Source organism: Streptomyces sp. NPDC093591, assembly GCF_044764885.1.
Classification (GTDB): domain Bacteria; phylum Actinomycetota; class Actinomycetes; order Streptomycetales; family Streptomycetaceae; genus Streptomyces.
Window position 1 is genome coordinate 18,145 of sequence record NZ_JBIWIY010000018.1, and the last position, 16,372, is coordinate 34,516.

At 70.7% G+C, this 16,372-nt stretch carries 35 protein-coding genes; 32 read left to right on the plus strand and 3 right to left on the minus strand.

Going from position 1 to position 16,372, the window contains the following annotated elements:
* Positions 1–26: 26 nt before the first annotated feature.
* The 3 genes from ACIREI_RS33190 (at position 27) to ACIREI_RS33200 (ending at position 1,284) form a co-directional block, all read left to right on the plus strand.
* Positions 27–413: a DUF6915 family protein gene (locus ACIREI_RS33190; protein ID WP_403340790.1), complete on the plus strand. Its 387-nt coding sequence runs from the start codon at positions 27–29 to the stop codon at positions 411–413.
* Positions 410–895: a hypothetical protein gene (locus ACIREI_RS33195; protein WP_403340793.1), complete on the plus strand. Its 486-nt coding sequence runs from the start codon at positions 410–412 to the stop codon at positions 893–895. Before ACIREI_RS33190 ends, ACIREI_RS33195 begins: the two co-directional genes overlap by 4 nt.
* A gap of 191 nt (positions 896–1,086) precedes the next feature.
* Entirely contained in the window at positions 1,087–1,284 is a 198-nt protein-coding gene (locus ACIREI_RS33200; RefSeq protein WP_403340796.1) for a helix-turn-helix domain-containing protein, read from the plus strand.
* A gap of 57 nt (positions 1,285–1,341) precedes the next feature.
* Here the strand turns inward: ACIREI_RS33200 and ACIREI_RS33205 are convergent, their stop codons facing one another.
* Positions 1,342–1,533 (minus strand): hypothetical protein, encoded by a 192-nt coding sequence (locus ACIREI_RS33205; protein WP_403340798.1) that lies wholly within the window; start codon positions 1,531–1,533, stop codon positions 1,342–1,344.
* A 182-nt stretch (positions 1,534–1,715) separates the two neighbouring features.
* Here ACIREI_RS33205 and ACIREI_RS33210 point away from each other — a divergent pair, with 182 nt between their 5' ends.
* From ACIREI_RS33210 to ACIREI_RS33290, 17 genes are all read left to right on the plus strand, one after another.
* On the plus strand, positions 1,716–2,648 hold the full coding sequence (locus ACIREI_RS33210; RefSeq protein WP_403340800.1) for a helix-turn-helix domain-containing protein: 933 nt from the start codon (positions 1,716–1,718) through the stop codon (positions 2,646–2,648).
* A complete protein-coding gene (locus tag ACIREI_RS33215) occupies positions 2,645–3,304 on the plus strand; it encodes a hypothetical protein (protein WP_403340803.1) in 660 nt (219 codons plus the stop codon). Before ACIREI_RS33210 ends, ACIREI_RS33215 begins: the two co-directional genes overlap by 4 nt.
* The gene (locus ACIREI_RS33220; RefSeq protein ID WP_403340806.1) at positions 3,301–3,702 is read left to right on the plus strand and encodes a hypothetical protein; all 402 of its coding nucleotides are present in this window, start codon (positions 3,301–3,303) and stop codon (positions 3,700–3,702) included. The genes ACIREI_RS33215 and ACIREI_RS33220 overlap by 4 nt, the downstream gene beginning before the upstream one ends.
* Positions 3,699–4,007, plus strand: a complete 309-nt coding sequence (locus ACIREI_RS33225) for a hypothetical protein (protein ID WP_403340809.1) — start codon at positions 3,699–3,701, stop codon at positions 4,005–4,007. Before ACIREI_RS33220 ends, ACIREI_RS33225 begins: the two co-directional genes overlap by 4 nt.
* Positions 4,004–4,237, plus strand: a complete 234-nt coding sequence (locus ACIREI_RS33230; RefSeq protein ID WP_403340812.1) for a hypothetical protein — start codon at positions 4,004–4,006, stop codon at positions 4,235–4,237. Before ACIREI_RS33225 ends, ACIREI_RS33230 begins: the two co-directional genes overlap by 4 nt.
* 54 nt (positions 4,238–4,291) lie before the next feature.
* Positions 4,292–5,101: a DNA adenine methylase gene (locus tag ACIREI_RS33235; RefSeq protein WP_403340815.1), complete on the plus strand. Its 810-nt coding sequence runs from the start codon at positions 4,292–4,294 to the stop codon at positions 5,099–5,101.
* 68 nt (positions 5,102–5,169) lie between these two features.
* A complete protein-coding gene (locus ACIREI_RS33240) occupies positions 5,170–5,874 on the plus strand; it encodes a hypothetical protein (protein WP_403340818.1) in 705 nt (234 codons plus the stop codon).
* A 25-nt stretch (positions 5,875–5,899) separates the two neighbouring features.
* The gene (locus ACIREI_RS33245) at positions 5,900–6,148 is read left to right on the plus strand and encodes a hypothetical protein (protein WP_403340820.1); all 249 of its coding nucleotides are present in this window, start codon (positions 5,900–5,902) and stop codon (positions 6,146–6,148) included.
* A gap of 36 nt (positions 6,149–6,184) precedes the next feature.
* Positions 6,185–6,523: a hypothetical protein gene (locus ACIREI_RS33250; protein WP_403340823.1), complete on the plus strand. Its 339-nt coding sequence runs from the start codon at positions 6,185–6,187 to the stop codon at positions 6,521–6,523.
* A gap of 77 nt (positions 6,524–6,600) precedes the next feature.
* A complete protein-coding gene (locus ACIREI_RS33255) occupies positions 6,601–7,416 on the plus strand; it encodes a hypothetical protein (RefSeq protein ID WP_403340826.1) in 816 nt (271 codons plus the stop codon).
* Positions 7,413–7,703 (plus strand): hypothetical protein, encoded by a 291-nt coding sequence (locus ACIREI_RS33260; RefSeq protein WP_403340828.1) that lies wholly within the window; start codon positions 7,413–7,415, stop codon positions 7,701–7,703. The genes ACIREI_RS33255 and ACIREI_RS33260 overlap by 4 nt, the downstream gene beginning before the upstream one ends.
* Positions 7,700–8,071, plus strand: a complete 372-nt coding sequence (locus ACIREI_RS33265; RefSeq protein WP_403340830.1) for a DUF2493 domain-containing protein — start codon at positions 7,700–7,702, stop codon at positions 8,069–8,071. The genes ACIREI_RS33260 and ACIREI_RS33265 overlap by 4 nt, the downstream gene beginning before the upstream one ends.
* A gap of 204 nt (positions 8,072–8,275) precedes the next feature.
* Positions 8,276–8,668, plus strand: a complete 393-nt coding sequence (locus tag ACIREI_RS33270; protein ID WP_403340833.1) for a hypothetical protein — start codon at positions 8,276–8,278, stop codon at positions 8,666–8,668.
* 94 nt (positions 8,669–8,762) lie between these two features.
* Entirely contained in the window at positions 8,763–8,963 is a 201-nt protein-coding gene (locus ACIREI_RS33275; RefSeq protein ID WP_403340836.1) for a hypothetical protein, read from the plus strand.
* The gene (locus ACIREI_RS33280; protein WP_403340838.1) at positions 8,960–9,523 is read left to right on the plus strand and encodes a hypothetical protein; all 564 of its coding nucleotides are present in this window, start codon (positions 8,960–8,962) and stop codon (positions 9,521–9,523) included. The genes ACIREI_RS33275 and ACIREI_RS33280 overlap by 4 nt, the downstream gene beginning before the upstream one ends.
* Entirely contained in the window at positions 9,520–9,795 is a 276-nt protein-coding gene (locus tag ACIREI_RS33285; RefSeq protein ID WP_403340841.1) for a hypothetical protein, read from the plus strand. Before ACIREI_RS33280 ends, ACIREI_RS33285 begins: the two co-directional genes overlap by 4 nt.
* Entirely contained in the window at positions 9,795–9,950 is a 156-nt protein-coding gene (locus ACIREI_RS33290; protein ID WP_403340844.1) for a hypothetical protein, read from the plus strand. Before ACIREI_RS33285 ends, ACIREI_RS33290 begins: the two co-directional genes overlap by 1 nt.
* A gap of 249 nt (positions 9,951–10,199) precedes the next feature.
* Here ACIREI_RS33290 and ACIREI_RS33295 read toward each other — a convergent pair whose 3' ends face one another.
* Positions 10,200–10,601: a DUF6221 family protein gene (locus tag ACIREI_RS33295; protein ID WP_403340847.1), complete on the minus strand. Its 402-nt coding sequence runs from the start codon at positions 10,599–10,601 to the stop codon at positions 10,200–10,202.
* A 2-nt stretch (positions 10,602–10,603) separates the two neighbouring features.
* On the minus strand, positions 10,604–11,041 hold the full coding sequence (locus ACIREI_RS33300) for a helix-turn-helix transcriptional regulator (RefSeq protein WP_403340850.1): 438 nt from the start codon (positions 11,039–11,041) through the stop codon (positions 10,604–10,606).
* A 140-nt stretch (positions 11,042–11,181) separates the two neighbouring features.
* On the opposite strand from ACIREI_RS33300, the gene ACIREI_RS33305 reads away from it, so the two are divergent.
* The 12 genes from ACIREI_RS33305 to ACIREI_RS33360 all read left to right on the plus strand — a co-directional run bounded on the left by ACIREI_RS33305 (position 11,182) and on the right by ACIREI_RS33360 (position 16,349).
* On the plus strand, positions 11,182–11,355 hold the full coding sequence (locus ACIREI_RS33305; protein ID WP_403340853.1) for a hypothetical protein: 174 nt from the start codon (positions 11,182–11,184) through the stop codon (positions 11,353–11,355).
* A complete protein-coding gene (locus ACIREI_RS33310; protein ID WP_403340856.1) occupies positions 11,355–11,573 on the plus strand; it encodes a hypothetical protein in 219 nt (72 codons plus the stop codon). Before ACIREI_RS33305 ends, ACIREI_RS33310 begins: the two co-directional genes overlap by 1 nt.
* A gap of 150 nt (positions 11,574–11,723) precedes the next feature.
* A complete protein-coding gene (locus ACIREI_RS33315) occupies positions 11,724–12,590 on the plus strand; it encodes a protein transporter Sec31 (protein WP_403340859.1) in 867 nt (288 codons plus the stop codon).
* Between the two features lie 32 nt (positions 12,591–12,622).
* Positions 12,623–13,216, plus strand: a complete 594-nt coding sequence (locus ACIREI_RS33320; RefSeq protein WP_403340862.1) for a hypothetical protein — start codon at positions 12,623–12,625, stop codon at positions 13,214–13,216.
* A 9-nt stretch (positions 13,217–13,225) separates the two neighbouring features.
* On the plus strand, positions 13,226–13,621 hold the full coding sequence (locus ACIREI_RS33325; protein WP_403340865.1) for a hypothetical protein: 396 nt from the start codon (positions 13,226–13,228) through the stop codon (positions 13,619–13,621).
* Positions 13,618–14,385, plus strand: a complete 768-nt coding sequence (locus ACIREI_RS33330; protein ID WP_403340867.1) for a hypothetical protein — start codon at positions 13,618–13,620, stop codon at positions 14,383–14,385. Before ACIREI_RS33325 ends, ACIREI_RS33330 begins: the two co-directional genes overlap by 4 nt.
* Entirely contained in the window at positions 14,386–14,634 is a 249-nt protein-coding gene (locus ACIREI_RS33335) for a hypothetical protein (protein WP_403340870.1), read from the plus strand.
* A 22-nt stretch (positions 14,635–14,656) separates the two neighbouring features.
* Entirely contained in the window at positions 14,657–14,839 is a 183-nt protein-coding gene (locus ACIREI_RS33340; protein WP_403340873.1) for a hypothetical protein, read from the plus strand.
* Between the two features lie 46 nt (positions 14,840–14,885).
* The gene (locus ACIREI_RS33345) at positions 14,886–15,071 is read left to right on the plus strand and encodes a hypothetical protein (RefSeq protein WP_403340876.1); all 186 of its coding nucleotides are present in this window, start codon (positions 14,886–14,888) and stop codon (positions 15,069–15,071) included.
* Positions 15,072–15,160: 89 nt separating this feature from the next.
* Entirely contained in the window at positions 15,161–15,301 is a 141-nt protein-coding gene (locus ACIREI_RS33350; protein ID WP_403340879.1) for a hypothetical protein, read from the plus strand.
* Positions 15,302–15,305: 4 nt separating this feature from the next.
* Positions 15,306–15,626 carry a hypothetical protein gene (locus ACIREI_RS33355; RefSeq protein WP_403340882.1) on the plus strand — a complete coding sequence of 107 codons (321 nt, stop codon included), beginning with the start codon at positions 15,306–15,308 and terminating at the stop codon, positions 15,624–15,626.
* 174 nt (positions 15,627–15,800) lie between these two features.
* Positions 15,801–16,349, plus strand: coding sequence for a hypothetical protein (locus ACIREI_RS33360; RefSeq protein WP_403340885.1), 549 nt, complete (start codon positions 15,801–15,803; stop codon positions 16,347–16,349).
* Positions 16,350–16,372 lie beyond the last annotated feature (23 nt).

Below are 16,372 nucleotides of genomic sequence, written 5' to 3' on the forward strand. Positions count from 1 at the left end.
GGCCACAAGCCCCAAGGAGAACACGCGTGAACTCCTGGCACCACGCCCAGAGCAGCGCCCGCAAGTGGGGCGGCAGCCCCGACCTGTACCTGCCCGTCCACGAGTTCATCGACAGCTCGAAGCGGATCATCGGCGACGTCCGCCACCGGTCCCTCTACCACCACACCGAGGGCGTGTGGCTGTGCCAGCGCATCTTCGGCGTCACCCTCGACGTCCCCAAGGTCCGCTCGACCGTGCAGGTCCCCGTGCGGCTCATCGCCGAGCAGCACGTCCTCGAAGACCTGGGCTGGCTCCCCAGCCCCGCGGACTACATCGACGGCATGGCCATCGCGCCGTGGATGTCCGGTAGTCAGCGCAAGACCGTCCCCCTCTCCCACCTGCTCCTCACCCACCCCTCTGGAGACATGAAGTGACCACGAACTTCCTCGGTATCCCGATCAACGGCGACATCACCCGCGGTGAGACCCGCGTCGAGCAGAAGCCGATCGAGGAACTCCAGCCGATCCTTCAGGCCGTCCTCGACGACCCGACGATCGTCGAGTTCGGGTGGCGGCAGTACACGCCGTACTTCAACGACGGTGAGCCCTGCACCTTCGGCGTCCACGGCACGTGGGTGCGCACCACCGCCGACGAGGACGCGGACCAGGACGAGCTGGAGATGTGGGGCCACCGCAGCCTCGGCAAGGTCCCCGGTGACTTCAACGAGCAGACCCGGAAGTGGGAGACGCGGCCGTACGAGGGCCCGGACGAGGCCCGCTACCACCGGTGCAAGGCGCTGGAGGCGGCGGTCGAGGGCGGCGCATTCGAGAACGTCCTGCTGGATGCATTCGGCGACCACGCCAACATCACCGTCCGCCGCGACGGCATCGAGGTCGAGTTCTACGACCACGACTGAGCCGCCTGACCTGGCGGCCGGCTCCCACGGCGCCCCAACGCCGACGGCCGCCACCCGGGCCCGGGCCCCGCACTTCCCCCGCCAGCGGGGCCCGGGCCCCGCACTTCCCCCGCCAGCGGGGCCCGGGCCCCGCACTTCCCCCGCCAGCGGGGCCCGGGCCCACCCCTCAACCATCCGACGAAAGGCACCACATGAGCGGCAAACACCTCACCGGCGAAACCCGCGTCCGCACCCGGGCACGGGCCGCCGAGCTGTACGTGCAGGGCTGCACCATCGCCTCCACCGCCCGCCAGATCGGCTTCTCGTACGGCACCACGCGGACGCTGCTGATCGAGGCCGGCGTACGGCTTCGCAAGCCGGGCGGGCTGCGGTCGACGAGCTTCCGCTGACAGCACGACGAAGCCCCGCACGCACGGCGCGGGGCTGGGATGAGAGGAGGGGCGGTGTCAGGACTCGGCGATGTTGCGCGCGGCAGCGATGTCGCGTTGCCGCTTGCGCCACGCCGCGACCTCGCGCTTGACGTACATGCGGATGTCCGCAGCGCGCGCGACGCCCTTCTCCTCGCACGCCTTCGCGTAGTCCGCCCACGTTTCGTCGTCGATGCGGATCACGCGGCCGGGAAGCCCCTTCGTCGTCATGTCGACAGGGTAGCTGACTCTCTTTGCGCTGGTCACCACACTGTGACAGCCGGACTCTCGTTTGACTATCGGGTGACCGGTCACCCTCGGGTAGAATCGAACCCACAAGAGGCCCCGGCAAAGCCGCCCTGAACTGGGGGTTATCAGTCCTGCCCCAAATCAGTACGACGAGAGAAGGACCGTTGAGCCTCGAAGCCACCGTGTGGGCACTCAAGTACGCGCCGCCCATGCCACCGCAGCTACTCGGCACCCTGTTCGGCCTCGCCGACCACGCCGACAAGCGCGGCCGTGGCGCGTACCCGTCCGTGCGCACCCTCGCCGCGTACGCATGCAAGGCGGAACGGTCCGTCCAGCGCGACCTCAAGGAACTCCAGAAGCTCGGCCTCATCCGGGACGGCGACCAGCACGCGGCCGCGCACATCCCCGCCGAACGGCGCCCGCACGTCTACGACCTCGCCATGGAAATCACCGTTCCCGGGGGCCGCGCCGGCTCCGATGGGGTGACGCAGGCGTCACGGGTGACGCTGGCGTCATCCCGTGCGCGCGGTGGACGCAAAGCCGCAGCTCACGCAGAGGTAGGGGTGACGCCCACGTCAGGGGTGACGCCCACGTCACCCCCCGACGCCCACGTCACCCCCGGGGTGACGCCCACGTCCGAGTGGGGTGACGCCCACGTCGCCGGTGGGGTGACGCCCACGTCACCCAAACCGTCCTTTGAACCACCCACTAACCGTCCGTTGAACCGGGGGGAGCTCGCGCTCGTCGACAACACCCCCACCACGACGGCCGACGCCTGGCCCGAAGGGCCCCCCGCCCCCATCGACACCGACGGCTTCACCGTCACCGACTCCATGCGCCGCTGGGCCAACGAAGTCCACCCCCACGTCGACCTCCAGCACTCCACCCAGCAGTTCCTCTCCCACTACCGATCCACCGGCACCCGCCGCCGCAACTGGCCCGAAGCCTGGCGCAAGTGGATCGCCGAAGACGCCCAGCGCGCCACCCGCCCCCTGCGCGCAATCCCCAACCACCAGCAAGACACCGACGCCTGGTTCGAACGCGCCATGACCCGAGCCCGAGCCCGCGACGCCGCCGCCGAAGGAGGCACCGCATGAACAGCCAAGAAGCCGCAGCCCTCTGCCGCTACGTCCGCGCTCTCTGCCCCCAGCAGAAGTTCGACGAATACACCCCCGACGCCTGGCACGACCTCCTCTACCCCTTCCGCCTCGACGAAGCCCGCACCGCAGCCGTCGCCATCGCCTCCACCCAACCCTTCGTCTCACCCGGAGAGATCGCCGCCGCCGTACGCCGCACCCGCGCCGAACGACTCCACCGCCACACCGACCCCACCCCCGCCGCCAACCCCGACGACCCACACGCCTACCGCGCCGAACTCCTCGCCACCCGCCAGGCCGTCGCCACCGGCCAGCAGCAGCCCGCACAGCACGAACTCACCGGCGGCCCCATCCACCCCGACGTCGCCCGCCGACTCGCCGAACTCGGCTCCTACGTCCCCCACCACGTCGACGAAGCCCTCGACGACTACCGCCCGGTGAAAGCCGCCCGCCGCACAGCCATCCAGAACGGCCAGCCCGACGCCCTGAGCGTCCCGTGTGACTGGTGCCAGGCCCCCGCCGGCGAACCCTGCCGCGCACGACGCGTCGTCCCCGGCGGTGGAGCCACCGCATCCCGCCGACGTTCGACGCCCCACCCCTCCCGCGTCGACGACGCCCGCGACGCCCAGCAGGAGCAGGAGACCAAGACCGCATGACCAGAGGAGCAGGCCGCAGCCGCGGCTACCGCGCGAAGGACTCCGAACTCCGCCCCGGCAAGGTCGTCGTCCCCTTCGGCGAGAAGACCCTCATCTGCCCTGCCTGCCGCAACCACAAGCACCACGCCTGCTGGGCCCACACCGCCGCCCTCGGCATCGGAGGAGAACCCGGCTGCCCCTGCGGCTGCCACGTCCCCCTCGACGAACCCCTCATGACCGACGAGGCAATCGACGACATGGCCGCCCACGGCCTCCTGGCCGAACACGTCAAGTTCCAGACCGCCATGGCCCTGCGGTCCTCCCTCGCCATCCACTATCCCGAGGTCTGCCGCCGCTGCCTCGCCCGCGAAGCCACCACCACCGGTCAGCAGGCCGAACTGCCCTTGGAGGGCCAGTGAACGACCACCCCGTCCACCGCGACGACATCACCGCCATGAACAACCAAGGCGACCTCAAGGCCTACATGCGCGCCCTCATCCGACCCACCAAACCCCCCACACGCACCCCCACCCGACGCCGCAAACCCAGCTGGGGCGCCATCCCCAAACCCCCCGACCACAAACCCGGCCAATGGCCACCCGGCACCAGACCACCCGACCCCGCCCCCGAACGCGCACTGCCCGCCCAGGAATGGGAGGCAGCCGTCCACGACTACCGCACCACCACCAGCCCCGACGAGACCAGCGAGGAGACCGACCCGTGAACGCGTACGAGCGCCTCATGGCCGAAGCCATCCCCACCGGCACCTTCGGCCACGCCCAACCCCCGAGCGACCCGCACAGCCGCCCCTGGACCGCCCTCGAACAAGCCGAACACCGCCGAACCCTCGACGAAGCCCTCAACGGCTGGCAAGACCCCAGCGACACCGCCACCCGCGACCGCCAACGCCCCCGCCGGCCACAACTCCGCGTCATCGACGGACAAGCCGCCTGACCCCGCGCCCACCCACACCCCACCCACGAAAGGCACAGCCCCGTGAAGAGCCCCGTGCCCTACTTCGGAAGCAAGCAGACGATCGCGCCATGGATCGTGTCGCTGCTGCCCGAACACGAGCACTACGTCGAGCCGTTCGCTGGCGGCCTGTCCGTCCTGCTGGCCAAGCGACCGTCCCGCATGGAGACCGTCAACGACCTCGACGGCGAACTCATGACGTTCTGGCGCGTCCTCCGCGACCGGCCCACCGAGCTGCTGCGCGCCTGCATGCTCACCCCGCATGGCCGCGCCGAACTCGCCGCCACGTGGGATCCGACGACGGATGAGCTCGAGCTGGCCCGCCGAATCTGGTGCCGCCTCGCACAGGGCCGCTCCGGCACGCTGCGGAACACCGGCTGGCGGCACTACATCGACCCCGCCGGATCGTCCCTCTCGATGCCCGGCTACCTCGAGGCCTACGCTGACCGGCTCGCCGCCACAGCCGAGCGTCTCCACCGCGTCTCCCTCGAGGCGCTGCCCGCACTGGAGCTCATCACCCGCTACGGGGCCCGGGACGGTGTGCTGCTGTACGTCGACCCGCCGTACCTCGGCAGCACCCGCGGGTGGGGCAACAACTACCGCTGCGAGATGAAGACCGCTGACGAGCACCGCCACCTGGCGGCTGCGCTCGCCGACTGCAACGCAAGCGTCGTCCTCTCCGGCTACGACAGCCCGCTCTACCTCGAGCTGTACGACGGCTGGCACAGGTACGAGCAGGCGTCGATGACCGGCAACGCCAAGTCCGACAAGGGGCGCACCGAGGTGCTGTGGGCGAACCAACGCCTCGGCGCCCAATGGGACCTGTTCACCGCCGACACCGCCTGAGCGTCACTCGGTTCCACCAAGCCCCGCGCGATCACTACCCCGCGAACCACACCCGAAAGGACCAGCCCATGACCAGCCAGCCCACCGACCAGCAACTCGACGAGACCCGCACCGCGATCCGCAAGGCCGTCGACCTGTACTTCAGCCGGGTCGACCAGCCTGACGCCGAGCTTCTCGCCGAGCACGTGTACGAGTGCCTGTCCGACGAGTTCGACCGGCTCTACCGCATCGAGGCCGACACCGCCCGACTGCGCGCCGAACTCGCCGCCGAACAGGCCCAGCACGCGTTCACGCTCCGGCAGCGCAACAACCGCTCCGAACGCCTCAACTACCTGCGCGACGTCGCCAAGTCCGGTCAGACCGAGCTCCTCGTCGAGGAGGCGTTGAACACGCTGGCCGCGTCGGTCAACGACCATGTGTCGGCCGACGGGGACGAGATGGCGGCGTCGCTGCGCCGGGACGGGTTCGCCGACGACGAGATCGCCGACATGCTCGCGCCGCGCACCGAGCGGTCGCGCTGGGTGGCCGTTGCCGACGCGCTGAACGCGGTCGAGGCCGCTGGGATGGCGGTCGGCATCGACCTTGACGGCACCCTCACTGACCGGAACGCGTGGTCCGTGGTCTGGGACCGGGATGCCGGGCGGTGGACGGTCGCCGGATACGAGGACGACGAGGGCTTGTCCGGGCCGTGTGACTGCGGTGAGGGCGCCGTGCACTACACGACCGCCGGATGCCCCGCCGCCCGCCGTGCCGCCGCCCGTCCCTCTGCCTGATCCACCAGCCCGAGAAAGGACCAACGTGACCACCACACCCGACAACGAGGAGCCATGGGCCGCAACCCGTGACGCGTCCTGGTACGAGCGGCCCGACGTCCACAGCGACAAGTCCGTGCACATGGCCGGACGCAAGGCACCTCGCGGAGAAGGCGTCATGTCCCGCTGTGGCCGTTCGATCCTCGACGAGAACTCCTCGTGGATCCCGGAGCGCGTGCCCCTCGGGCTGCGCTGCCGCTCCAACGGCTGCCGCCAAGCCTGGCCCACCGCCTGATCCGCCTGCCCACCCCACCACCCGAAGAGGACACCCATGCACATCGACCGCACCGACGACACCGTCCGCGTCACCCTCACCGCCGAGGAAGCCGAAGCCGTCCGCGACGACCTCGGCCAAATTTGGGCCAGCAAGATCAGCACCGCCGGGGACCAGCTGCACAGTCTGCTGGAGTCCGTCACCACCGGCGGCGAGGACGAGCCGGCCGTCGAGCAGCCGGCCGAGGTGTGCGGGAAGTGCCGCCGCCCGTTCGACCCGGCCGACACTCGCTTCGACGGCCACGCCTGGCACAAGCAGACCCCGTACTGCCGTGCCTGTGTCGACTGCTGCCACGACAGCGAGATCGCTGATCACCGGTGCGTGATCTGCGCGTGAGCAGCAGGACGGCCGCCCGTGTTGGAGCCACGGGCGGCCGCGCCCCCGATCACACCACACCCCACCTGGAGAAGACCATGACCGGACCCGCATGCGGCAACAACCCGAACTACCGGATGAGCGAAGGTGACCGCCGAGCCGTCGAGGACTTCAAGGCGTACCTCGCTGACCGGGCCGCGCTGCGCGACCGCATCGCTGAGGCGCTGTACGCCCACGATCACCCCGGCCATGTCGTACCGCTGGACGGGACGGGGATGGAGCCCGCGTACTGGCAGTCGGCCGGGGCGGTGTTGGCCGTGCTGCCCGCGAGCGTCGACCGGGCCGCCGAGGAGCACCGCCTCGCCCTGTCCGAGGCGCTCGGGCTGGGGACGGGCGCGCCGTGGGATGCCATCCACGACCGGGTCACGGAGCTGGGGCTCCCGCCGCTCGGCCAGGACCCCGTTGCCCGACGGCTGGGACTGCTGGCCGAGTACCGGGCCGCGATCCTCACCGAGGCCGCCGACGCCGTGTTTGCGCTGGACTACGACGTCATGGTCGGCGAGGAGGGCGACGAAAACCTCGGCAGCATGCGTGAGGCGTGGGACCTCGGCACGATCCACGCGATGAAGCTGCTGCGCCGTATGGCCGCCGCCCCCGCCGCCGTGTCTGCCGTGCCGGGGCAAGCGGACGGGACGCAGCCCAATGTGACCGTCGACCGGGCCATGCTGACCGCCGTCCTCCGCGAGGTGCTGAGCGGCTTCAGGGCCGTCGACAACGCGGGCCTGACGGACGCCGGTGAGGTCCTCGGGTTCGTCGGGCCGACCGTCGCGCCGCAGGACTACCAGCGCTGGTGCGACATCGCCACCGCCGAGCAGCCCGCCGCCGCGCAGCAGCCGAAGGAGGCCCGGCCGTGATCGCCGAAGCCGCGGACACCTTCGTCCTCATCATCGACACCGCCGTCATGTGGGTGCAGATCCTCGCCGCCGCCGCCGCGTTCGTCCTCTGCGTCGTCTGCTTCGCGATCGGCCCGCTCGTCACTCCCGCCGCAAAGGCCGCAGCACGGCGCGCCGTCGGGCCGTCGTGGGCGCGTGGGCGTCTCGGAGCCCGGATGTACGTCCTCACGCGTCTCAGGCGCTCCAGCGGGCGCACACGGCCGCCGTGGGTTCACACCCAGCCACTTGACTACGAGGAAGCCGCATGAACACCTACCGCGTACTCGTCACCGGCAGCCGCGACTGGTACGACCAGCAAGCCATCTGGCAAGCCCTCGCGACCGTCGCCCGCGAACTGCCCACCGACCAAGACCTCGTACTCGTACACGGCGCCTGTCCAAGCGGCGCCGACCACATGGCCCACGAATGGGCCCGAGGCTTCGGCGCTGTCATCGAAGCCCACCCCGCGAACTGGGTGATCGACGGCAAGAGGGCCGGATACATCCGCAACCAGCGGATGGTCAACCTCGGCGCAGACGTCTGCCTCGCCTTCATCCGCAACGGCAGCCGGGGCGCCAGCCACACCGCCCGGATTGCCGAGGAGGCCGGGATCCCGACGAGGCGGTGGACCGCGTGATCGGCCGCGCGCTCGGCGTCGGCATCATCCTCGGCCCGCTCATCTCCGCGCTCCTGCTCGGCTTCGGCCGGGCGGGGCGCGCCCTCCTCAACCGCACCCGCAGGAGCAGCACATGACCCTCACCGCCGCCCTCATCCTCACCGCCCTGATCGCCCTCCCGGCCGCGGCCGGCGTCCTGTTCCGCCACCTCACCCGGAGGCACCCATGAACCTCCGCACCGCCCGCGCCTGCCTCGCCGGCGCCGCACTCACCTTCACCACCGGCGCCTACTTCGCCACCCAGCCCTCGTGGCTGTGCGTGTTCGGGTTCTACGGCAGCGCGTTCTTCCTGTGGCTGGCCCGCTGCCACTACGCCGAGGACCGCCACACCCGCGCCCGGCATGAGAGGGCGCGCCGCGCTGCCATCGTCGACGCCCTGCTGCTCGGACAGACTCCGGTGCCGTGCTGCTCGTTCTGGCGCAACTCCGACGGCGCCGTGCACGGCCCGGACTGCACGCAGCCGCCGTACGCCCGCCGGGACGACTACCGGCTCGACGACACCGACCGTGCGGCGTGGCAGGAGATCGCCGCGCACTGGGACGACCGGAGCGCAGCATGAACGCCGCCATCGCCATCGCCGGCCTGCTGTCCACGGCCGTCCTGTTCCGCCACCTCGTCCACAGGGTGGCCCGACTCACCTCGAAGGAGCGTCGATGACCGGCCCATCGTCGACGCCGAGGCCTGAGCGATCGCCCAGGCCCGGCGTCACCTGGGAGACCCGCCTGGTCCGCACCGAGGTGGTCGTCGACGACCCGGACGACACCACCGTCCCCGGCATGAACGAGCCGGTGCCGCCCCGCCCGAACCGAGCCACCCGGCGCGCCGCCGCGCGCGCAGCACGGAGGACCAAGTGACCATCACCCGCTACCGCAAGAAGCCCGTCGAGGTCGACACCATCCAGTGGACCGGCGACAACGAGGCCGAGGTGCAGGCCTTCACCGGGGGCGCCAGCCAGTTCTACGCCCTCGACGAAGCCGACCGAGCAAACAGCGACGACCCCGAAGCGACCGCCACTGTCTACGACAGGCTGCACTCCACATGGATCCTCGTCTACACCGGCCAGCACGTCGTGCGTGGCGTGAAGGGCGAGTTCTATCCGATCGCCCCAGACGTCCTCGCCGAGACGTACGAGCGCGTGGACCCCAGCCATGCAGCAGCCGAGCGCGAGACGACCACCCGCGTCTTTGCCGCGCTCCACCAATCTGCCGAGCAGGACGTCACCCGCGTCATCGCTCTCTACGAGCGATGGGTCGAAGCCGGACCGCCGCCGCTCGGCACGCCCGTGGCCCGCTGGTGGGACGCCCGCCTCATCGAGCTGCGCAACGCGACCCTCCCGCCCGACCGGTGCCCGGCAGGCTGCGGCGCCAGCAGCCAATGCGCTCTCCACGCACGTCAGCCCGAGGAGCAGCCGTGACCACTCAACTGATCTCCAGCGACCTCCTCTGGCGCGAGCACGTCGCCAACGGGCGCCGCGACGCCGTATGCGAATGGCTCCGCGCCAACGGTCTCGACCCGCTCGCCGTGATGTCCACCAAGGAGGTCGTCGTTGAGGACGCACCCCGAGGCGGCCGGCAGATCCGGTGTCACGTCATCGACAAGGACGCCACCGTCCCGGAGGAGCGGATCGTGCCGCTCGTTGTGCCGCCGCCGTACAACTGGCCCGTTCACGACGTGGACGCATCGTGATGCGGCACCCAGTGATCCTCTCCCCGCGGCTCCCGCTCGCCACCCGTGCCCGCCTCCGCGCCGAGCGTCGTGTCGACGGGGCGGCCTACTGGCTCATCGTCCACGGCTTCAACCGGGCGGCCGTGCGGCTGTGGAAGGCCTGCGGGATGTGGTGACGGCCTGGCATCCTGAGAGCAGCCCGGCGCCAACCGGGCAGGGACATCTCAGGCGTGAGAGCCCCCCGAGCGCCCGCCCTCCAGACCTGGACAGGGCGGGCGCTCCCGCGTTCCCCGGGCGCGGCTTGACGGCCGTGGCAGCATGAGCGTGCTGGCCGTCGCAAGCTTCTGCCGACAGGCTGGCGTGCTGCACAACGCGAAGCGCCCCTGCCGACTTTCCGGGCGGCAGGGGCGCTGCTACGTCTGGGGCTACGGGCGCCACGACTCCTGGTAGCCGGGACTGTCGGCGTACACGGATGCGAGCAGCTTCAACGTCAACTCGCAGGCGGCGACGCCCTCGTAGTAGTCCGGGCCCTTGTAGTTCTCACTGGCCTCGATGGCCTCGGCGAGGTGCTGCACGATGCGCCGCTTCGCCGCGATGTCGCGCAGTACCCGCGCTGGGTCCCACTCCGCCACATGGTCGGTGAGCCCCGGCTTCAACGGCCCGCTGTCGTGCCGGTAGAACAGCACGTGCCCGTTGACCGTGCGCACCGCGCTGTCGCCGTCGGCCATCCACTGCCCGTCCCACGGGGCACTCCGGTCCTCTACCGCGCGGGCAATCCGCTCGTCCTCGTCGAGCTGGGCGCGCAGCCACTGCGCGAGATCCTCCATCGCTACCCCTCCGCCCACTTCGCGGCCAGCCGCTCTACGGCCTGCACCACCGCCTCCGCCAACTCACGAGCCTGGGGCTCAGGAAGGCCCACCGTCTGCGCCGCGACGGCCGACTGATAGGTGAGCATCGTCGTCAGCCGCTCTACATCCTCCCCGCTCAGGGTGGACTCGGCGCGTTCTGTTGTCGCCATCGGTGCTCCTTCATCTGGGGCTGCGAGGTCTGTTCGCTTGCCCGGCCGTGGCGGGTTCGCCGCGAACCACGCGGCCACCTCGTCGGCGCGGAACCGGGGTCGTGTACTGCCCTCACCCTCGACGGGCTTCGGGAAGCTGCCGCGCGTCCGGTACGAGTGCACCGTCTGTCGGCTGACTCCGTGCTCCAGCGCGATCTCCGAGACGGTCATCAAGCGCGGAACCCCCTCGCTGTCAGGGCTCTTGGGCACGGCAACATCCTTCCCGAACCTCTTGACGTTGTAAAGAGGTTCCTGCCAGTCTGGCACTGCACCAACAGAACGGCCCCGGTCGGTGTGTGAGAGCCCGGCCGGGGCCAGCCGAATCCCCTGAGCTACCAGGAGAAACGACCGTGCCCAACGGTACCGACAAGCCCCCCGAGCAGCCCACCCCACGCACATGCACCACCTGCGGCGGCCAGCGCGGCTACACCGAAACCACCCCCAAACCCGGCGGCGGCCACACCAGCGTCTTCCGCACCTGCACCAGCTGCGGCGGCACCGGCGTGCAAGGCGGGGGCATCTGATGGGCCTTCTCTCTTGGCTCGGCGGAGGCAACGACCGCCAACTCGCTGCCGACCGCTACGCCAGCCGCGAGTCCGCCTCCGACAAAGCCGCCCGCAAGCGCCGGTCCGGTCACCGCCGCTCCATCGCCGAGGCCGCCGCCGCAGGTGAGAAGTGGGAGCGCAAGGACCGCGCCCGCGACCGCAAGGGCGGCTGGCGCCGCACCGACTGGAGCGACTGATGGAGCGCCTCTTGTACGGCCTCAGCGTCGTCGCCGGGTTCGCCGCCCTCGCCTTCGCGATCTACCGCGGCACCGCCTGACCGCCACCAGACCGGCCGACCCCGGGCAACCCCCGACCGGGGTCGGCCTTCCCGCTCCCGGAGGAGCACCGTGAAGACCCGCAAGATCGAGCGGACCCGCCTCGTCCCCCACACCGTCGACGGCGAAACCGAGATGGTTCTCGACCGCGAACTCATCGAGGTACCCGCCCCGCCCCGCGACTGGGACCAGCTGGTGCGCACCGCCGTCACCGTCGGTGCGATCGTCCTCGTCACAGCATCCCTGGTCTGGACGACCGCGAGCATCGGCGACCTGCTGTCCGCCGTCACCATCAGCGTCGTCGCCTACGCCGCGGCCATCGCGTTCGACGCGAGCTGGATCATGTGCATGGGCGTCGAGTGGCTGCTGCGCTACGACCCCGCCCGAGCCAAGGCCGCGCAGAAGGCCGGCCGATGGGCGCTCGCTGTGTCCATGGGCGCGGTGTTCGCGCACGGCTACGTCTTCGGCGAGTGGGTCATCGGTGTGGTCGGTGCGCTCGTCTCCGGGCTCGCCAAGGGCGGCTGGTCCATGGCCATGCGCGTCCACGCCCGCCCGCTGGACGACCGCACGCAGCAGTGGGTGTCGAAGCGGCGTGCCGCGGTCGACGGGCAGCTCGCGATGATCCCGATCCGGCGGGAACTGCAGCGCGGGCAGGCCCAGGTCGACGCCGAGCGCCGCAGCCTCGGATCCGCGGAGGCGAACGGATCCGCGGATCCGGAGACTTCCGGAAGTCCGGAACCCCTTCCGGAAGATCCGGATCCCAAGGTCAGCACGCTCCGGCCTGGCCGCGTGACCACGCAGGAAGCAGTCCGGAATGCCTGGGACTCCGGGATCCGCGACCCGGAAGCCGTCCTCCGCACGGTCCGGAACGCCACCGGCAAGCCCGTCCCACAGAGCAGCGTCGACCGCTACCTCCGCGCCCTGCGAGTCGGTGCCTGATGGGCACCGAGCAGGGGGCAGACGAGCTCCGCATGAAGGCGATCCTCAAGACCCGCGGCGTCGGCCCGGACGCCAAGCCGCCAGCCATTCCGCCGAAGCCCACCGGCCGGCCGCGCGACTGGCTCGACGACATCCTCGACACGAAGCCCGCCCCCCAGCCCGAGGCCGCCCAGGAACCCGAACCGGCTCCCGCGCCCGTGGAGAAGACCACGCTGAAGCCCCCCGCCACGAAGCCGAAGAAGGCCCGGCGCGAGCGCAGGAAACGCCCACAACCCGACACCCCACGCAGCGCCTTCGACACCCGGCCGCCGTCGCCCCGCCAGTCCCTGATCGAGGCGTGGGACCGGGTGCCGTACCGGCTGAAGTGGCTCGCCTTCCACGCCTCGGCCGCCTACCTGGGCTGGACGGTCGGCCTGGTCGGCTGGGTCACCTACGTCACCGCCTGGATCGTCTCGACCAGCCCGTATGGCCCGCAAGCGATCTTCTGGTGCATCGTCGGCGCCGCCACGCTCCTGCTGCACCACCGCACCCGCAGCTGGTGGCGGCCCGTCGCCTGGCTCGCCGCCGTCCCCGCATCGTCCACCGTCGTCGGCGTCCTGCTGTACGGCACCGGCTACCACCTCTAAGGACCCCTCGTGTTCGGCAACCTCGGAACCGTCGGCCTCGCCGCCGCCCTCACCGCGCTGCTCATCTTCGGCGTCCCCGGCGGCGGGAAGCTCAAGCCGCTGGGCTGGTGGACCACCGTGTTCGTCGCGATGCTCGCCGCCAGCTCCTACAAGGCCGCCGGCGGCGCGTTCACCGTCGTCCCCGACGCGGCCGGCACGGTCATCGACTTCCTGCAGGGCTTCCTCAAGGGGGTCACGATGCCTGCTCTCGCCCTGTGCGTGGCGATCTTCATGCTGTTCAAGAAGCTGACAACTAAGCAGGTCGGGTTCACCGCGCTGCTGTTCTTCTACATCGCCACCGGCGCTGGCGGCTCCTGGAGCTACATCGCCGACGCGATCGAGAACGCGCGGGTAGGCCTCCAGTGACGTACTTCAACCTGCGCAAGACCGAGCCGGTGCCTGACCTGGACGTCCGCGACGAGGTGGTCAGCGAGGACGAGGTCGTGGCCGATGAGGCGAGCGCCGCGCCGACAGGGCTCGCCGGGGCGCTCTGGGCGGGGGTGGGCGGCCCGGGCCGGTGGCTGCTCGCCCGCGGCCGCGCTGATGTGGCGTGGGTGCTGCACGTGGGGTCGGTGTGGGCCGTCGGCTTCTACGGCGGCTGGGTGGCCGTAGGTCTGGTCACGGGGTGGGTGCTGGCGGTTGCCGCGTTCGTGCCCCGGGACCGGCTGGAGGGGTGGGCGGAATGGGTCGAGCGGCGCAGCGCCGGACGGCCCCCCGCCGCCCCCGAGTCGGAGCCCGAGGAGTTGCCTGTCGACCCGCTCGTCACGGTGATGTGGAAGCTGATCGGGGACGCCCGCGGCGTGCACGTGAAGACCCTCGCCGAGTACCTCACCGCGGCCACCCCGGGGGAGTCCGTTGATCGGGCCGCGGTGAGGGCCAAGTTGGGGGCTCTCGGTATCCCCACGCGGGCCTCCGTACGGGATGCCGAGGGGAGGGTGAATGAGGGGGTCTACGGGGTCGACCTGCAGGCGTGGCAGGAGGCTCTCCCCGACCCCTCTCCGGGCGCCGCTCCTGAGGCCCGTAGCGGCCCCGTAGCTACGGCTGTGACCTGCGATGTAGCGGACGTTCCTACGCCTGTAGCTACGCCTCTGGCGCGGCTTCGCGGCCTGCTGTCGAGAGGGGGTGCGTGAATGCCGCACGAGTACTTCTGCCGGTCCTGTGACGCCGTCTCTCCGCAGCGCCGGGAGCGTGAGGCGGACGCCGAGGACGAGCTCGTCGAGCACCGCCGTATCGCGCACGGGGGGTTGGCGCCGGCTGCGGGGGACGGCGTCCGTCCGGTGCATGCGGAGGCGCGTGGCGACGGGATCCTCCCGCGCGGCAGCTGCCTCGCCGTTCTGTTCTTGCTCGCGCTGGTCCTGGCGAACTGCTGGGGCCGCTGACCAACCACCCAGGGAGATCCACATGGAGACCGAGCACCAGTCTGTCCGCGACTACATCGCCGCCCGAGAACGCGGCGACCGCGCCGAGACCGAGCGGCTGAAGAACGAGGCGATTGCCCGCTTCAACACCCGCACCACCGACGGCACCGAGCTGCGGGACATGACCGAGGCGTCGATGACCGTGCCGTTCGGCCAGCAGCACTGACCCGCCCAAGCCCCGGCCCGCCCGTACCTGTCGAGAGGACCCACCGATGGACGAGATCACGAGACGCATGGCCGAGGCCGAACAGGCCGAGCAGGAGGGCGACTACCGCAAGGCGGCCCGCCTCTACGACCAGCTCGGCAAGGACATCCAAGCCCGACACGGCCGCTTCGATCCCCGGGCGCTCGACGCCTTCGAGGGAGTAGCCCGCTCGATCCACAAGGGCGCCTCATAACCCCGGGGCGGGCCGCTCCCAACCGCCAAGAAGAGCGCGGCCCGCCCCGGTTCCTCACCATCCCGAACACGAGACAGGAGACCGCCATCATGGCACTCGGCTGGACCACACCCCCGGAGCCGGACGACGAGCGGCTGCAAGGCCACGAGACCACCTACCAGGCCAGTCGGGGCGGCCACTTCCCCGCGCCGGAGAAGCCCGTTCCCGGTACGCCGCAACAGGAAGACTGACCCCATGGCAACCCGACACTTCACCATCGCCGAGCTCGCCGCCTACAACGTTCCCCCGGATGACCCCCGCGACATCGAGTACGACGAGCACGTCCTCGCCGACGAGCAAGTGGCCGTCCTGAAGTACACGGCCCGACGGCGCTGCGTCTTCCGGGCCGAGGACGGCAAGACGTACGCCGTCGATTACGAAGCCGAGCTGGAACTTGGCGACTTCGAGGTCGGCGGCGGCATGCCCGACCAGCACGGCTGGTACGGCGACACCGTGGAGGCCGTCGAGGTGGTGGAGCGGGAGGTCACTGTCACGAAGTGGCTGCCCGTCGACTGACCGCCTGCCACACTGGAAGCTACGCGCCGGGTAACGCCCGGCAACGAGGCCCCTGCCGTTCCACCCCCGTGACGGCAGGGGCCTCCGCATGTCACAACACGGACACACCGCCTCCACACCGGGCACACACGGCAGGATGATGCCGTTTACGCACCAACATCCCTGGGGGGACCCATGAGTGACGGCACGCCACCGCCCATGCCCGACTTCCCGCCGCCCCCGCCGGCGCCGAAGCAGCCCCGCAACTGGGTTGTGATCGGCTCGGCGGCCGCCGTGATCGCGGCGGTGATCGGGACGGGGGTGTTCGTCGTCAACTCCCGCGACGGCGGCAGCGGGAGTTCGCCGGCTGCGGCCACGACGCCGGCGGCCGAGGACACCGTGGCGGCCGCCGCCGAGGAGTCGGAGCCGTCGTACACCTATATCGACGCGAACAGTTTCACGATCGAGCTGCGTACGACGAGGCGGCAGTGTTTCGGGTCGGCGGGCTGCAATGTGACGGTGGAGCCGGACCTGACGCTCCTGGTCGACAGTGAGGCGATCGACCCGGACGCCGTGTATGAGATCACCTACGAGATCCGTGGCGATGAGGACGGGCCGGTGATTGAGACGGCTGAGTTGTCGGATCAGACGAGTCTGAACTTCTCGCCGTCGCTGGTGACTGTGCCTTCGTCGAGCACGAAGGTGTCGGTGAAGATCACCGACGTTGCGGAGCGCGGGTACTGAGGCGTCGTAGGCCGGACATGCTG

What these genes read in the sequence shown, in the direction of transcription:
- ACIREI_RS33200 (WP_403340796.1), top strand. Translation starts at nt 1,087, where the DNA reads ATGAGCGGCAAACACCTCACCGGCGAAACCCGCGTCCGCACCCGGGCA.
- ACIREI_RS33205 (WP_403340798.1), bottom strand. Translation starts at nt 1,533, where the DNA reads ATGACGACGAAGGGGCTTCCCGGCCGCGTGATCCGCATCGACGACGAA.
- ACIREI_RS33215 (WP_403340803.1), top strand. Translation starts at nt 2,645, where the DNA reads ATGAACAGCCAAGAAGCCGCAGCCCTCTGCCGCTACGTCCGCGCTCTC.
- ACIREI_RS33220 (WP_403340806.1), top strand. Translation starts at nt 3,301, where the DNA reads ATGACCAGAGGAGCAGGCCGCAGCCGCGGCTACCGCGCGAAGGACTCC.
- ACIREI_RS33240 (WP_403340818.1), top strand. Translation starts at nt 5,170, where the DNA reads ATGACCAGCCAGCCCACCGACCAGCAACTCGACGAGACCCGCACCGCG.
- ACIREI_RS33250 (WP_403340823.1), top strand. Translation starts at nt 6,185, where the DNA reads ATGCACATCGACCGCACCGACGACACCGTCCGCGTCACCCTCACCGCC.
- ACIREI_RS33255 (WP_403340826.1), top strand. Translation starts at nt 6,601, where the DNA reads ATGACCGGACCCGCATGCGGCAACAACCCGAACTACCGGATGAGCGAA.
- ACIREI_RS33265 (WP_403340830.1), top strand. Translation starts at nt 7,700, where the DNA reads ATGAACACCTACCGCGTACTCGTCACCGGCAGCCGCGACTGGTACGAC.
- ACIREI_RS33270 (WP_403340833.1), top strand. Translation starts at nt 8,276, where the DNA reads ATGAACCTCCGCACCGCCCGCGCCTGCCTCGCCGGCGCCGCACTCACC.
- ACIREI_RS33275 (WP_403340836.1), top strand. Translation starts at nt 8,763, where the DNA reads ATGACCGGCCCATCGTCGACGCCGAGGCCTGAGCGATCGCCCAGGCCC.
- ACIREI_RS33290 (WP_403340844.1), top strand. Translation starts at nt 9,795, where the DNA reads ATGCGGCACCCAGTGATCCTCTCCCCGCGGCTCCCGCTCGCCACCCGT.
- ACIREI_RS33295 (WP_403340847.1), bottom strand. Translation starts at nt 10,601, where the DNA reads ATGGAGGATCTCGCGCAGTGGCTGCGCGCCCAGCTCGACGAGGACGAG.
- ACIREI_RS33310 (WP_403340856.1), top strand. Translation starts at nt 11,355, where the DNA reads ATGGGCCTTCTCTCTTGGCTCGGCGGAGGCAACGACCGCCAACTCGCT.
- ACIREI_RS33320 (WP_403340862.1), top strand. Translation starts at nt 12,623, where the DNA reads ATGAAGGCGATCCTCAAGACCCGCGGCGTCGGCCCGGACGCCAAGCCG.
- ACIREI_RS33335 (WP_403340870.1), top strand. Translation starts at nt 14,386, where the DNA reads ATGCCGCACGAGTACTTCTGCCGGTCCTGTGACGCCGTCTCTCCGCAG.
- ACIREI_RS33340 (WP_403340873.1), top strand. Translation starts at nt 14,657, where the DNA reads ATGGAGACCGAGCACCAGTCTGTCCGCGACTACATCGCCGCCCGAGAA.
- ACIREI_RS33345 (WP_403340876.1), top strand. Translation starts at nt 14,886, where the DNA reads ATGGACGAGATCACGAGACGCATGGCCGAGGCCGAACAGGCCGAGCAG.
- ACIREI_RS33350 (WP_403340879.1), top strand. Translation starts at nt 15,161, where the DNA reads ATGGCACTCGGCTGGACCACACCCCCGGAGCCGGACGACGAGCGGCTG.
- ACIREI_RS33355 (WP_403340882.1), top strand. Translation starts at nt 15,306, where the DNA reads ATGGCAACCCGACACTTCACCATCGCCGAGCTCGCCGCCTACAACGTT.
- ACIREI_RS33360 (WP_403340885.1), top strand. Translation starts at nt 15,801, where the DNA reads ATGAGTGACGGCACGCCACCGCCCATGCCCGACTTCCCGCCGCCCCCG.